The following is a 13,636-nucleotide window of genomic DNA, read 5'->3' as shown; positions in this document are numbered from 1 at the left end:
GATGACTGATACCCAAGCGTTCACCCCGACACGCCGCCTGGCAGCGATTCTGGACAGTGACCGGTTTGGCCGGTTTATTACCGCTGTCATCCTGGTCAATGCAGTCACTCTGGGGCTGGAGACTGCGCCATATGTCATGGCCAAAGTTGGCGGTCTGATTCACCTGGTCGACTACATCTGCTTGTCGATCTTTGTAATGGAGATTCTGGCCAAACTTTTTGTACGCAGGTTGCGGTTTTTCCTGAGTGGCTGGAATGTGTTCGATTTTGTGATCGTCGGCATTGCGCTGGCACCGGGGGCGCAAGGGCTGTCAGTTCTGCGGGCGTTGCGTATCTTGCGGGTGCTCCGTGTTATTTCGGTTGCACCGCGCCTGCGCCGGGTGGTCGAGGGGTTCATCACCGCGCTGCCGGGGATGGGTTCGGTTTTTCTGCTGATGGCGATTATTTTCTACATCGGATCTGTGATCGCTACCAAGCTGTTCGGCCATGACTTTCCGGAATGGTTCGGCAACTTGGGCCGCAGCGCCTATTCGCTGTTCCAGATCATGACGCTGGAAAGCTGGTCAATGGGGATCGTGCGACCGGTAATGGAAGTGCATCCACACGCCTGGGCTTTCTTTGTGCCGTTCATCATGGTGACGACTTTTGCTGTGGTGAACCTTCTCGTCGGCTTGATCGTGAACTCCATGCAGGATGCCCATGGAGAAGAAGAGGTGGAACGCACAGATGCCTATAGGGACGAAGTGCTGAGCCGGCTGGAAGCGATTGAACAAAGGCTAAGCCGTCAAACAGCCCAGGACAGGAAATTGTGAATTTCCTTAACAGTCAATTCGCGGTACAGGCTGAATAGAGGCAAAAAAGAAATACAGGCTTTGAGAATGGACAGAAGGGCATTTGGTTTCGGTGCAGCCGCAAGCCTTGCGCTGGCCGGTTGCAGCATCTCCAGCGGCACAGTGAGTCGCTTTCAGTCATATGACGGACCGCAAGTGACTTCGATCGTGATCAACAAGGGTACGCGTAAGCTTTACCTGATGCACAACGAAGAAATTCTGCGCGAGTATGAGGTCGACCTAGGGTTTGCACCGCTGGGGCATAAGGCTTTCGAGGGTGACGGAAAGACACCTGAGGGCACCTATGTTATTGACCGGCGCAATCCCAACAGCCGCTATCATCTGTCGGTGGGAATCTCTTACCCGAACCGGCAGGACCGGGCCAATGCGCATGCACAAGGCAAGCGGCCAGGCGGAGAGATTTTTATCCACGGAGAGCCGAACAACCGCAAGGAGCGGAAGCGCGCATCCCGGGTGGATGACTGGACCGCCGGGTGTATCGCAGTATCAAATGAAGAGATCGAAGAGATCTACGCCATGGTGCAGGACGGTACGGTTATCGCCTTGCGGCCCTGAATTTCAACCAGGGTTCCCGTACCTGCGGATATGCCGCCAGTACCTTTTTGCCGGCTTTGGGCCGGCGCCGTGCTGATGCACGGCGCCGTGGCTCAGCTGCCCATAACCATCGTCCACCAGATTTTTCCGTTTGGCTCCTGAAACCAAGAGAACCCCATGTTCAAGGCTTTTGGGTCGAGAATCACCGCGCGCGTGGCCGGGCGTTCCAGCCAAGCAGACAGGGTTTGCTGTTCATTCTCGTAGGTTTCTGAGATGTTTTCTCCCAGAAGCGAGCCAGTGTAACCCGCACGTGACACCCGATCCAGCGGCGAGGAGCCGTCGGATCCAAAATGCCATGGCCGGTTTTGCACTGACATGTCCCGGGAATGAGTCGCGGCGGCCGCGGTCAGCTCCGCATTCAGCTGAACGGCCGGTGCTCCAGCCGCCTCGCGCAGGGCGTTGACAGAATCGAGCATTCGGATCTGCACTTTATCTGCATTTCTAATACGGTAGGTGCTGCCAGAATCTGTTACGGGCGTACATGCCGCTGCTACAGTTATCAATGCAGCAGCCATCAGCAGAAAAACACGTCTCATATTGCTCTCTCGCTCCGTCGGTTGCTGATGCATTTATCCTTCCTGCGGCAGAGGTGCAAACGGACCGGCAGAAATATGCGGGCCTGCTTGTCGGATTGATTTGCGACTGCGGCTTTCGGGCCATAAAATGGCGCGACCATTGATCCTGATTGCGCAAGTTGGAAAGAGTGATGCCCCAAAACCCCTTTGATACCCTCAGCAGGCGGCATTTTCTTGCCGGCAGCGTTGCATTGATTTCCTCGTCAGCCTTAGCGCAAGACACCAGCGACGAGGCGCAGCAGGCTTTTGATCCATTGCGCCCGCCGCCTGAGCCGGAACCGTCTGTCCAGCGCAACATTTCTGCCTTCCGCGCCAAATCCTGGAGGCCATACTTTGATAACCTGCGGAACGGAGCGATTCTAGTCGATATCGACAGCCGTGCTCTGCACTACTGGTCACAGGATGAAAGCGTATACAAACTGTTCCCGTCTTCCGTACCGCTGTCCGACGACCTGACCCGCCGCGGCCGGACTAAGATCGTCCGCAAGGTTGAAGGCCCAGGCTGGGCTCCAACCCCGAATATGCGCAAGCGCAACCCTGAATGGCCTGCTTTCATTCCGCCGGGACCGGACAACCCGCTTGGCACTCATGCGCTTTATCTTAGCTGGAAGTACTACCGCATCCACGGAACCCACGATACGCGAAAAATTGGCCGTAAATCGTCCAATGGCTGCATCGGGCTCTACAATGAGCATATCGCCGATTTGTTCAGCTTAGCCAAAGTCGGCACACAGGTGTTGCTAATTTGACGACACGAGGCGGGGCGCTGAGCTGTTAACTATAACAAGCAATTGCAATCCCGAGGATTTGCTGGTTAGAAAAAAATACGAGATAAGTCTTGGGTGCGTGGTTCAGTTGTATGATCCGTGCGAATTCTGGAGGTTAACATGAAAAAACTCGTTATCGCTGCTGCGCTGACTGCTGCTGCTTCGACCGCCACTGCTGGCAACCTGTCCGAGCCGGTTGTAGAACCGCCGGTCATCGTGGAAGAAGCTCAGGGTTCTTCCAGCGGCATCCTGCTGCCGCTGCTGCTGCTGGTTCTGGTCGGCGCAGCTGTTGCATCGAGCTAAGTTCGGTACAAGGTTACAGAAAAGGCGGTGGTTCTCCACCGCCTTTTTTGTTGCCTGATCTGCGGGTAGGGAGGGGCTGTCAGGCCGCCTCCACTTCGCCCAGGATGGCATCCAGAGTATGGATGATCATGTCTGCGTCTTCTGCACCTATGGTCAGCGGCGGGCGGATTTTCAGGATGTTATCCCTTGGGCCTTCGCTCCCGATCAGGATCCGATGATCGCGCATCCTGTTCTTGACGTAGGAGCAGATTCCAGTGGCTTCGGAACCATCAGGGGAGATCAGTTCCAGTCCCAGGAACAGGCCCATTCCACGCACATCGCCAACGCAGGCGTATTTCTGTTCCAGCCCCCGCAGCCCTTCGATCAACTGGGCGCCTATTACTCGTGCGTTGTCCTGCAGGCCCTCATCATCGACGATTTCCAGCACCTCCTTGCCGGTCCGGCAAGACAGGGTAGAGCCGCCGAAGGTCGAGAAGAACTCGATCCCGTTGTCAAAGCTTTCGGCAATTGCTTTGGTTGTCACAAGCACGCCCAGCGGATGGCCGTTGCCGATGGGTTTGCCCATCACAACGATGTCCGGCAGCGCGCCCTGGTGTTCGAAGCCGAAGTAATAATCCCCGAGCCGGCCCAGCCCGGTTTGCACCTCATCAGCGATGCAGACACCGCCCGCGGCGCGGATCTTGTCGTAGACTGCAGGCAGATAACCTTTGGGCGGGATGATTTGGCCGCCAACAGAGGGGAAGGTTTCAGCGATGAAGCCGGCGATGCCGTGGCCTTTTTGCTGCAGGTTCCTGATCGCCGGATCCACCAGATCCGCAAACTTCTGTGCCCGGTCCGGATCGTACCGCGGGAAGGAGCCGCGGTAATCGTTGGCGACTTCCACCAATTCCACCCAATCCGCCTTGCCTGCGCCGCCGGGCTTGTTGAACTTGTAGGCGGAGATCGCGATCGCGCCGGTGGTATTGCCGTGATAGCCGTGATCGGGCGTCACTATCCCCTTGGCGCCGGTATGAGCGCGGGCCAGCCGCAGCGCTAGTTCATTGGCCTCGGTGCCTGAGTTCACAAAGAAGCAAACTTCGAAATGTCCGGGCAGCTTTGACAGTATCTTGTCTGCAAAGGCGGTTTGCGCCGGATGCAGGTAACGGGTGTTGGAGTTCATCCGTTTCAGCTGATCCGCTGCCACCGTCTGGATCCGCGGGTGCGCGTGGCCCACATGCGGCACATTGTTGTAAGCATCCAGATAGGGGCGGCCCCATTCATCAAACAGATGGTGCTTCCAGCCGCGTACCGGCATCACCGGATCGGAGTAGGTGAGGCTTAGGTTGCCACCAAAATGCGCGCGGCGGCCCGCTAAAACTTCATCCTTGTTGGTGGGGTGATAGCGGACCTTTTTATCCGGCAGGTTCAGCAGGGCTGCCGGGTTGGGGCAGACTGCGCGCCAGAAGTACATCTCATCAGGGCCGCCGACACCGGGCCAATCAGTCTCAATTCCTTCGGTGGTCAGTGCCAGCTGGAAATGAACATGCGGCGCCCAGCCGCCGTTCAGACTGGGATCGCCCAGGCAGCAGAATTGCTCACCCTTTTCCACCGCATCACCCGGCTTCAGGCGATTCATGAATTCCGGGTCAAGATGGCCGTACAGAGTGTAGAACGAATCGCCCTCAGGCGTTTCATGGCGCAGAATGATCACACCGCCGTAATCCAGATGCCCGTCCCGGTATTCGGCCGCAAAGACCTCACCATGCAGCGGGGCAAACATCGGAGTGCCCGCCGTGGCAAAGGCATCCACGGCCAGATGCACCGTGCGGCGGTCGCTGGCTTTCCATGGGCCGTTTCGAAATGCCGGATCGGTATATACCAGCCGCGGTTCGTGGTAATAGCCCAGCCAGATGCGGCCGTTGTCTTCGAATTCTTCACCAACCTTTGCGGCTTCCTCGGCTGGCATGTGGAATGGGTTCTGCGGCCAGGTGGAGTTTTCCACTGATAGCGATCCCATGGGGGCATCACCCAGATCCTGCCCCATCAGCGGAGCGAAGTTTCCGCGTTCCTGCTCCAGCCAGGCCATCACACGGTCTGCACCTTCCACCACCGGCAGACCGCAGGCGGCGCGCAGCCGGGCAGACAGCAGCCCTCGGTGCAGCGAATTGCCCTCCAGGAACCGCCAGGCTGGCGCCTGTGAAATGGTGACATAGGGATCATCCGGATCTTCCGCCGCCATCAGTGTGGAGTTCACCACGCTGACCGCCAGCCGTGCGTGCAAGAGCGGCCAGATCAAATCAATCTCAGCAGGCGTCAGCGGGCAGACGCTGTGATAGCCGGCCACCAGCGCCGCCAGGGCGGCCTCCGGCGCGGAATGGTCCAGCACGATATAGGCCGCGGCAATTGCCAGATCGCAGACCCGCGGCGCGGCGCACATGTCGCCCAGATCGATCAGGCCCGAGACATGGCGGGGATCTCCAAGTTCACCTGCAACCATGATGTTGTAATCGTTTGCATCGTTATGGATGGCCTGCTTGGGCAGCTTTGCCAGAACAGGCGCTAACTTAGCAAACTCGCAAGCGATCTCATTTAGGATCGCCCGTCGGGCCGGGTTGGTGATGCAGGGCAGCTGATCCGTGATCCATCCCGCCCGCATCAGATCCCATTTGAAGTCGCGCTCCAGCCCCTCGTGCTTGAAATCTGCCAGCGCCTTGGCTGAGCCGCCTAAAACCTGTCCAATCTCATGGATCAGCGCATCGCTTTTCGGTTCAGCCTTGGCATAGCAGCGCCCCGGCAACTGGTTAAGCAGCCAGACCATGCGGTTTTGACCGTCTTCATCCGGTAGTTTCAGCAGCGACTGGCCATTTGCAGAGGCAATTACCCGCGGGCAGGGCAGATCCGGCTGGCGCGCGGCGATATGCTCAAACGCCTTTACTTGCATATCGACCAGCCAGGTCTCGCAGCCGGGGCGCATGGCTTTAAGTATATAACCCTTGCCATCTCTCCCTTTGGCCAGGAAGTTCAGGTCATACTCCCCATCGAGGCGGCTCAATTCCGCCTCGATCCCCCAATGCTGTTCAAGGGCGGCGGCCCAATGCGCAAGCGTCATCTAAAATCTCCCCGGTCTGGCAGTGTGCCCAGCGATCTAACATTGGATCCTATTTGGACCGGGACAGAGATTTAGTCTAGCCAGCCTAGCAGATTCTGCTCGATCACAGCGGCCAGTGCCGCAATGTGATCGTTATCATCGTTAAGGCAGGGGATATAAAGAAAGTCCTCGCCGCCGGCATGCATAAAGCTTTCACAGATCTCTTCGTTGATTTCTTCCAGCGTCTCGATGCAATCGGCCGAGAAGGCCGGCGCGATCACCGCGATGCTCTTCTTGCCTTCCTTGGCAAGCGTTGCGACGTGATCCACAGTGTAAGGCTTCAACCATTCTTCGGGTCCAAATACAGACTGGAAGGTAGTAGTGATCCAGGTATCCTCCCAGCCAAGCCGCTCCTTAAGCAGGCGTGTCGTCTTTTGGCACTGGCAGTGGTACGGGTCGCCCTGCATCAGGTAGCGCTTTGGCATACCGTGATAGGAAACCACCAGGATATCCGGGCGCCTTTCCGCTTTGGCATAGGCTACTTCCACCGATCGCGCCAAAGCGTCGATGTAAGCAGTCTGGTCGAAATAGGGCGCGATCGTGCGGGAGGCAGGCTGCCAAGGTTCATCCATAAGGGCGCGGAAGAACTGGTCGTTGGCAGTGCCGGAGGTGGCACCAGCGTATTGCGGGTAGAGCGGTGCAAACAGGATCTTTTGGCAGCCGGCCGCAACCATTTCCCGCACTTTGGATTTGGTCGAGGGGTTGCCATAGCGCATGCAGAAATCGACTACCACCTGATCGCCATACCGTGCTTTCATCGCCGCTGCTATCTTGCCGGTTTGGTCTTTAGTGATGGTCATCAACGGGCTTTCACCCCTGTCGTGGTTCCAGATCGATTTATAGGCGGCGCCCGAGGAGAACGGACGTTTGGTCAGGATGATCAGCTGCAGCAGCGGCTGCCATTTCCAGGACGGGTAGTCGATCACTCTTTTGTCGGACAGGAATTCGTTCAAATACCGGCGCATCGGCCAGTACGAAAAATTATCCGGCGTGCCGAGGTTGGCCAGAAGGATGCCGACCTTTTCCACCGGAATCTTAGGGTGATCTGCAGGGGCGTGGGCAGGGCATTTAGCGGTCCGGGCGGCGTCCAGCATTGGCAGGTCCTGTAGGGCTGAGAAATTGGTGGTTGGCGGCAAGTTACTGTCTTTACGCACAGAAGGCCAATTGGATCACATTGGTGCAGCCATAGCGAAAATTTATCAGGGCTTGAGCTTGGTTTCCGGCACTCTCAACGCATCGGCGAGGCGCATCCGTGCAGTGCCGGGGCGCAAGGGCTTCTGCTGGTTGTCCGACGGCGACCAGCCGGTCAGGCAGACCAGCTCGAACGTGGCGGGCAGCCGCCCTTCTGCGTTGGCAAAATGTTCCTGATAGATGTGATCGGCGAGCTGAAAAAGGGCACGTGGCGCCGGGTTTTTCAGCCGCTGGGCAAGGACGTTGGTCTCTCCCATACCACGCAGGTCGTGGATCAGATGGGTGAGGTTGCGGTACTCGGCAGTCAGCGGTACCAGATCCGCTACCGGCAGAGCAAAACCCGCCCGCTGCAGTAAACCGCCCAGGTCGCGGATTTCCCCCATGGGCGCAACGCGCGGTGAAAGGCCTCCCATCACCACGGTTTCTGCCTCAGCCATGGCCGCGCGCAATTCTTGCAAGGTATGACCGCCAAGCATGACAACCAGCAGCAGACCGTCCTCCTTCAGCGCACGACGGCACTGGATCAGCTGGCCTACCGCGTCATTGGCCCAATGGAGGCACATGGCGTGGATCAACACATCATGGGCACTTTCTTCCAGCGCCAGCACATCGTTATCAGGAACCACTGCGGCACCGGGTAGAAATCCCTCCCAGACTTCCGGGAAAGGGCAGACAACGGCGGGCGCTGTAAAGCGTCTGTTAACCATGTTCAGGCGATCCTCGACCTCATCCCGCGCCATCCGGTGCAGAAACAGGGCATCGGCACGCCGGCGTGCGCGGCGGGCCGCCAGGGTGCGACGGTCGAAAAGCTGTGCAGGTGCTTGTGTCATGGGAGCTATTTAGATGCTGTTGGGTGGGATTCAAACCGCTGTTTCATTGATATACCCGCCGCAATGCATGAACTGCGGAGGGCTGGTTGGCAGCGACTTTGGCCTGTGCGGTTCCTGCTGGGCCGAGATGCATTTCATCAGCGGCACGGTCTGCGAGGGCTGCGGCGCCCCATTGCCGGGCGAGGCGGATGGCTTCCGCCTGGAATGCGACAGCTGCCTGCGCCATCCACGTCCTTGGAGCCAGGGGCGATCTGCGCTGCTTTATGAGGGGCAGGGCCGCAAGCTTGTTCTGGCACTGAAACATGGTGACAGGACGGAAATTGCGCACATGGCCGCTGCATGGCTGGAGCGGGCTGTGCAGCCATTGCTGGAGGATAATCCTCTGATATGCCCAGTACCGCTGCATTGGACCCGGCTGCTGAAGCGTAAGTATAACCAATCCGCCTTGCTAGCTGGTTCAATGGCGAATCGCACGGAATTGGAGTTTTGCCCGGACCTGCTGAGCAGGTTCCGGCGGACCCCCGCACTGGAAGGCAAGACGCGGGACCAGCGTTATCAGCATTTGGGTGCTGCAATTACGACCCACCCAAGCCGGAAAGGGCGGATCAAAGGGCGGACGGTTCTGATCGTGGATGACGTGATGACCTCCGGCGCCACCCTCAGCGCTTGTACTGATGCCTGCCTGCTAGCCGGAGCAGCAGAAGTGCGTGTTGCGGTGCTGGCCCGTGTCACGCGAGCGTGAAGCGGCGCGCCCGCCTCTGGCAATTGTTGCAATGAATGCCCAATTCCTCCACAACCTTCGAAATCAGATCATGGGGTCCTGAATGAAAACCGTTGAAATCTACACCTCGCCGCTGTGCGGATTTTGCCACGCGGCCAAGCGTCTGCTGAACCAGAAGGGGGTCACCTTTTCGGAGATCAACGTTTTGGCGCAGCCGGATCGCAAGGCAGAGATGATTCAGCGCGCTAATGGCGGTCGCACGGTGCCGCAGATCTTTATCGGCGACACCCATGTCGGCGGCTGTGATGAGCTTTATGCGCTGGAGCAGGCGGGCAAGCTCGACCCGCTTCTTGCAGCCTGAACCGGGAGAGACAGAATGCGCGCAGCTCTGATTCAGATGACGTCCACCGACATCCCTGCTGAAAACCTGGAAACGGTGAAGACGATGATGGCTGAGGCTGTCCGCGGCGGGGCAGGGTTTGTGCTGACGCCGGAGGTCACCAATTGCCTTTCCGGCAGCCGGACGCATCAGAATGCTGTGCTTTGCCATCAAGAAAACGACCCGATCCTCGAAACTTTGCGTGGCGAGGCCGCGAAACATGGGGTGTGGCTGCTGCTGGGTTCGCTGGGGATTAAGACCCACGATGAGGACGGGCGTTTCGCCAACCGGCAGTTTCTGATTTCCCCATCTGGGGAAATCAAAGCATGCTATGATAAGATCCACATGTTCGACGTGGAGGTCACCCCAGAGGAAACTTACCGCGAATCCGATGGCTACCGCCCGGGTACGAAGGCGATTGTGGCAGAAACACCATTCGCCAATATCGGCATGACGATCTGTTATGACGTGCGCTTTCCTCATTTGCACCGGGCCTTGGCCAAGGGAGGCGCGCAGATTCTCACAGCGCCGGCAGCGTTTTCCTATGTTACGGGCGCGGCTCATTGGCATTCGCTGCTGCGTTCCCGGGCGATCGAAACCGGCTGCTTTGTGCTGGCCCCGGCGCAGACCGGCCAGCACCCGGCCTCTCGCGGGCCCAGCCGCAAGACCTATGGCCATTCGCTGGCTGTGGCCCCTTGGGGCGAGGTGCTTGCCGACGCGGGCCAAGAACCAGGCGTGACTTTCGTTGATCTTGATCTTGAAAAAGTGGCAGAAGCGCGCAGACGCGTGCCGTCCCTGACTCACGACCGGGAGTTTGACGAACCCTGATGGATGAGACCCATTCCCTGGCGGTATCGCTGTTCAGCGAAATTCTTATGGCTGACCAGCTGGCGCGGTCACGTCTTAGCAAAGTGCTGCCCAAAGGGATGGAACTGTCGCATTTCTCGGTGCTGAACCACTTGGGTCGGGCCGGGTTGGAACGCTCGCCCGCGCAGCTGGCCAAAGCGTTTCACGTGACCCGCGGGGCGATGACCAACACGCTGAGCAAGCTGGAAGTTGCGGGATACATCCATGTCCGCCCCGATTGGGACGATGCAAGGCGCAAAATGGTGGCCATCAGCCCGGCTGGCAAGCAGGCCCGTGACGCGGCACTGGCCGGGATCATACCGGTGATCTCGGAAGTTGTGGGTGAATTAGGCAGCGATCGGGTCCGGGCGACCTTGCCTATTTTGCGCGAACTGCGCGGCAAGCTGGAAGAGAGTGGCTGAGAGGCAGAATCCAAGCCGTCATTTGCCCGGCATAAAAAGGGACGCCTGCAAACAAGCGCCCCTTTTCCCCACCATGCCGTGAATGGCAATCGTACAGCTAATGGGCAGCCTCTGAAGTGACGCCCGCAAGCATCCGATAGATTCGTAGCTTGTGCCCGGTCGCGGCTCAGAAAAATAAACCAAGCCCGCGTGTTACAAATACCAAGCGAGGCGCGATGACTAAAGAGAGCATAAGGATTACCACCTATCCTTTAGCATAGGCGGCAGCTGAAACCGGCCGGCGAAGGCACCTCAGCCCGGTTTTACGCTGGCGGTCACATAGTTTACCGACAAATCTCGTTCGGAGATGGACCAGTTCCAAGTGATCGGATTGAACACGAACCCCTTTCGGTCCACCGGCTTCAGCCCGGCCTTGCGCAGCAGCTCGAACAGCTCGTCCGGGGTAATGAACTTTGACCATTCATGGGTGCCCCGCGGCAGCCAGCGCATGATCACTTCAGCTCCGATAATGGCCATGGCAAAGCTTTTGGGGTTGCGGTTGAGCGTCGAGCAGATCTCCAGCCCGCCCGGTTTCAGCAGCAGCTGGGTCGCCGTCAGATAGCTGACCGGGTCGGCAACATGTTCCACCACTTCCATGTTGAGCACCACGTCGAATTGCTCGCCGGCCTCGGCCAGCGCTTCGGCGGTGGTGTGGCGGTAGTCAATCTCCAGCCCGGACTGTTCGGCATGAATGCGGGCGACCGGCAGGTTGCCTTCTGCGGCATCGGCGCCCACAACTGTTGCACCCAACCGCGCCATGGGCTCGCTAAGCAGCCCGCCGCCACATCCGATATCCAGCAGCCGCAGTCCTTTGAACGGGTGCTGTGACGTCAGGTCGCGGGCGAATTCCCCGGCGATCTGACGGGTAATATAGTCAAGCCGACAAGGATTTAGCATGTGCAAAGGCTTGAACTTGCCGTTCGGATTCCACCACTCTGCCGCCATCGCTTCGAATTTTGCGATTTCGGCAGGGTCGACCGTGGATTGAGGCGCTTGCATTCCTGTCTCCGTGTGCTCTTTTGTAGTCTGACGTTTCACTAAGGTCAGTAATGGATAGATACCCGGACCAAAAGCGCGCTGTGCATTATCTTTACCCGCCGGTCGAGCCCTTTGACCAGCGTATGATCGACGCAGGCCAGGGCCACCGCATATATGCCGAGCAAACCGGTAATCCCAATGGTATTCCCGTGATCGTGTGCCATGGCGGCCCTGGCGGCGGCAGCAGCCCGGCAATGCGGCGGTATTTTGACCCGCATGTGTACCGAATCATCCTGTTCGACCAGCGCGGATGCGGCCGCTCGCGCCCCTATGCGTCGTGTGAGGACAACACCACCTGGCATCTGGTTGCCGATATGGAGCTGATTCGAAGTCAGCTCGGCATCGAATCCTGGATTCTGTTCGGCGGCAGCTGGGGGGCGACACTGGCGCTGATTTATGCCCAGACCCACCCCGGCCGGGTCCAGCAAATCATCCTGCGCGGCGTGTTCCTGATGACCCGCGCTGAATTGGATTGGTTCTATGGCGGCGGCGCCGGCAAATTCTGGCCCGAAACCTGGGCCAAATTCGTTTCTCTGATTCCGGATGCTGAGCGCAGCGACATGATCGCCGCCTATCACAAGCGGTTGTTTTCCGGAAATTTGGAAGAGGAAATGCGTTATGGCCGCTCCTGGTCTGCATGGGAGAACGCGCTGGCTTCGGTGCATTCCAACGGTCAGAGCGGAGAAAGCCCCGGAGATTACGCCCGTGCCTTTGCCCGGCTGGAGAACCACTATTTCATCAATAGCGGTTTCCTCGATTACGATGGCCAGATCCTCGCCAATATGGGCCGGATCTCTCATATTCCCGGGGTCATCGTGCAGGGCCGTTACGATATGATCTGCCCGCCGTCTTCTGCCTGGCGCCTGAATGAGCTGTGGCCGAATGCGGAGTTGAAGATGGTGCGCAATGCCGGCCATGCTTTGTCAGAACCGGGAATCAGCGCTGAGTTAGTCCGGGCGATGGACCGGATTGCAGGAGAACTTGTGCCATGACGCGCATAGACCGCCGCGCGCTGTTCACATCGGGTGCAGCTGCTGCTCTGCTGGCAGCAGCAGGCGGGTCGGTCAATGCATCTCCGAAGGCCGGCGGCGTTTTTCGCCTTGCCGTTCCGCGCGAAGGCGGGATGCTGGAACAGGCCGCCCGCGGTGCAGTCTATGATACGCTGACTGAAATCGCCGCCGATGGACTGCTGCGCGGTGAACTGGCCACTGGCTGGCATTCGACGCAGGATGCAAAGACCTGGACCTTCGATTTGCGCGCGGGTGTGACGTTTCATGACGGTACGCTTTTCTTGGCAGAGGACGCAGCAGCCTCGCTTGCCACACAAGGTATTGCCGGTGCGGAGGTGCGAGCGATCACCGCGCTGGGCAGTCGTCAGCTGCTGATTGAGCTGACCCAAAGCAATCCGCATTTGCCCTATCTGCTTGCCGGCACCGATCAAATTGTTGCACCTGGCGGAGAACTGCCTGTGCCGTTGTCCAATGCGATTGGCACTGGATGCTACAAAGTGGAGCGCGCGCAGGAAGGCCGCCATTTCCGAGCTTGCAGTGTTGAACATCACTATAAATCTGGCACAGCAGGCTGGGTGCAGACCGTGGAGATCATTGTGATCCCTGATGCGGAAATCCGGGCCGAGGCTCTGCGCGACGGTTATGTTGATGTGGCAGCGCTCCCGGAACCGCGCGGGCTGCTGAAGCGCGGCGCGTTCTTTTATCACCCCTCATCCAGCGACATGGCCCTGGCCGCCCGGCAAAATGTCGGTATTCCGCGCACGGTAGGGCGGCGATCACCACTGGATGACGGGCGCATTGCCGAGCGCTGGTGGCTGGCCTGACCGGCTATCCTCAATTTGACGCTGCAGCTCTCCTAAAGCATGTAGGCAATAACGCTTTGGATAGCCTCGCTTTTCTTCAAACATCTGCAATTCATGCGGTTTTCGCGCATCGCCCTTTTG

At 58.6% G+C, this 13,636-nt stretch carries 15 protein-coding genes; 10 read left to right on the top strand and 5 right to left on the bottom strand.

Annotation, left to right across the window (positions count from 1 at the left end; genetic code table 11):
* Position 1 precedes the first annotated feature (1 nt).
* Together AC0KW6_RS10510 and AC0KW6_RS10505 are read left to right on the top strand one after the other, a co-directional pair.
* The gene (locus AC0KW6_RS10510; protein ID WP_323779174.1) at positions 2 to 811 is read left to right on the top strand and encodes an ion transporter; all 810 of its coding nucleotides are present in this window, start codon (positions 2 to 4) and stop codon (positions 809 to 811) included.
* Positions 812 to 877: 66 nt separating this feature from the next.
* A complete protein-coding gene (locus AC0KW6_RS10505) occupies positions 878 to 1,405 on the top strand; it encodes a L,D-transpeptidase family protein (protein ID WP_323779176.1) in 528 nt (175 codons plus the stop codon).
* A gap of 92 nt (positions 1,406 to 1,497) precedes the next feature.
* Here the strand turns inward: AC0KW6_RS10505 and dalA are convergent, their stop codons facing one another.
* Complete coding sequence (gene dalA / locus AC0KW6_RS10500; protein ID WP_323779184.1) at positions 1,498 to 1,980, bottom strand: divisome-associated lipoprotein DalA; 483 nt, start codon at positions 1,978 to 1,980, stop codon at positions 1,498 to 1,500.
* Positions 1,981 to 2,150: 170 nt separating this feature from the next.
* Between dalA and AC0KW6_RS10495 the strand changes: the two genes are divergently transcribed.
* Both AC0KW6_RS10495 and AC0KW6_RS10490 read left to right on the top strand, forming a co-directional pair.
* A complete protein-coding gene (locus tag AC0KW6_RS10495) occupies positions 2,151 to 2,768 on the top strand; it encodes a L,D-transpeptidase (RefSeq protein ID WP_323779178.1) in 618 nt (205 codons plus the stop codon).
* A gap of 138 nt (positions 2,769 to 2,906) precedes the next feature.
* Positions 2,907 to 3,089, top strand: a complete 183-nt coding sequence (locus AC0KW6_RS10490; protein WP_019295279.1) for a hypothetical protein — start codon at positions 2,907 to 2,909, stop codon at positions 3,087 to 3,089.
* A gap of 79 nt (positions 3,090 to 3,168) precedes the next feature.
* Here the strand turns inward: AC0KW6_RS10490 and AC0KW6_RS10485 are convergent, their stop codons facing one another.
* The 3 genes from AC0KW6_RS10485 to AC0KW6_RS10475 all read right to left on the bottom strand — a co-directional run bounded on the left by AC0KW6_RS10485 (position 3,169) and on the right by AC0KW6_RS10475 (position 8,237).
* Complete coding sequence (locus AC0KW6_RS10485; RefSeq protein ID WP_474034869.1) at positions 3,169 to 6,177, bottom strand: aminotransferase class III-fold pyridoxal phosphate-dependent enzyme; 3,009 nt, start codon at positions 6,175 to 6,177, stop codon at positions 3,169 to 3,171.
* A 71-nt stretch (positions 6,178 to 6,248) separates the two neighbouring features.
* Positions 6,249 to 7,310, bottom strand: coding sequence for a ferrochelatase (gene hemH / locus AC0KW6_RS10480; RefSeq protein ID WP_323777500.1), 1,062 nt, complete (start codon positions 7,308 to 7,310; stop codon positions 6,249 to 6,251).
* A gap of 105 nt (positions 7,311 to 7,415) precedes the next feature.
* Positions 7,416 to 8,237, bottom strand: coding sequence for a methyltransferase domain-containing protein (locus AC0KW6_RS10475; RefSeq protein WP_323777502.1), 822 nt, complete (start codon positions 8,235 to 8,237; stop codon positions 7,416 to 7,418).
* 13 nt (positions 8,238 to 8,250) lie between these two features.
* Here AC0KW6_RS10475 and AC0KW6_RS10470 point away from each other — a divergent pair, with 13 nt between their 5' ends.
* From AC0KW6_RS10470 to AC0KW6_RS10455, 4 genes are all read left to right on the top strand, one after another.
* Positions 8,251 to 8,979, top strand: a complete 729-nt coding sequence (locus AC0KW6_RS10470; protein ID WP_323777504.1) for a ComF family protein — start codon at positions 8,251 to 8,253, stop codon at positions 8,977 to 8,979.
* A gap of 82 nt (positions 8,980 to 9,061) precedes the next feature.
* Positions 9,062 to 9,319, top strand: a complete 258-nt coding sequence (grxC, locus tag AC0KW6_RS10465; RefSeq protein WP_323777506.1) for a glutaredoxin 3 — start codon at positions 9,062 to 9,064, stop codon at positions 9,317 to 9,319.
* 15 nt (positions 9,320 to 9,334) lie between these two features.
* Entirely contained in the window at positions 9,335 to 10,165 is an 831-nt protein-coding gene (locus AC0KW6_RS10460) for a carbon-nitrogen hydrolase family protein (RefSeq protein ID WP_474034868.1), read from the top strand.
* The gene (locus AC0KW6_RS10455; protein WP_323777510.1) at positions 10,165 to 10,605 is read left to right on the top strand and encodes a MarR family winged helix-turn-helix transcriptional regulator; all 441 of its coding nucleotides are present in this window, start codon (positions 10,165 to 10,167) and stop codon (positions 10,603 to 10,605) included. The genes AC0KW6_RS10460 and AC0KW6_RS10455 overlap by 1 nt, the downstream gene beginning before the upstream one ends.
* A 291-nt stretch (positions 10,606 to 10,896) precedes the next feature.
* Here the strand turns inward: AC0KW6_RS10455 and ubiG are convergent, their stop codons facing one another.
* Entirely contained in the window at positions 10,897 to 11,643 is a 747-nt protein-coding gene (ubiG, locus tag AC0KW6_RS10450) for a bifunctional 2-polyprenyl-6-hydroxyphenol methylase/3-demethylubiquinol 3-O-methyltransferase UbiG (protein WP_323777512.1), read from the bottom strand.
* 50 nt (positions 11,644 to 11,693) lie between these two features.
* Here ubiG and pip point away from each other — a divergent pair, with 50 nt between their 5' ends.
* Together pip and AC0KW6_RS10440 are read left to right on the top strand one after the other, a co-directional pair.
* Positions 11,694 to 12,674, top strand: a complete 981-nt coding sequence (gene pip / locus AC0KW6_RS10445; RefSeq protein WP_323777514.1) for a prolyl aminopeptidase — start codon at positions 11,694 to 11,696, stop codon at positions 12,672 to 12,674.
* Entirely contained in the window at positions 12,671 to 13,516 is an 846-nt protein-coding gene (locus tag AC0KW6_RS10440; protein WP_323777516.1) for an ABC transporter substrate-binding protein, read from the top strand. The genes pip and AC0KW6_RS10440 overlap by 4 nt, the downstream gene beginning before the upstream one ends.
* Positions 13,517 to 13,636 lie beyond the last annotated feature (120 nt).

This window comes from Leisingera sp. SA215 (assembly GCF_055902035.1).
This window is presented reverse-complemented; position numbering and strand designations above follow the sequence as displayed.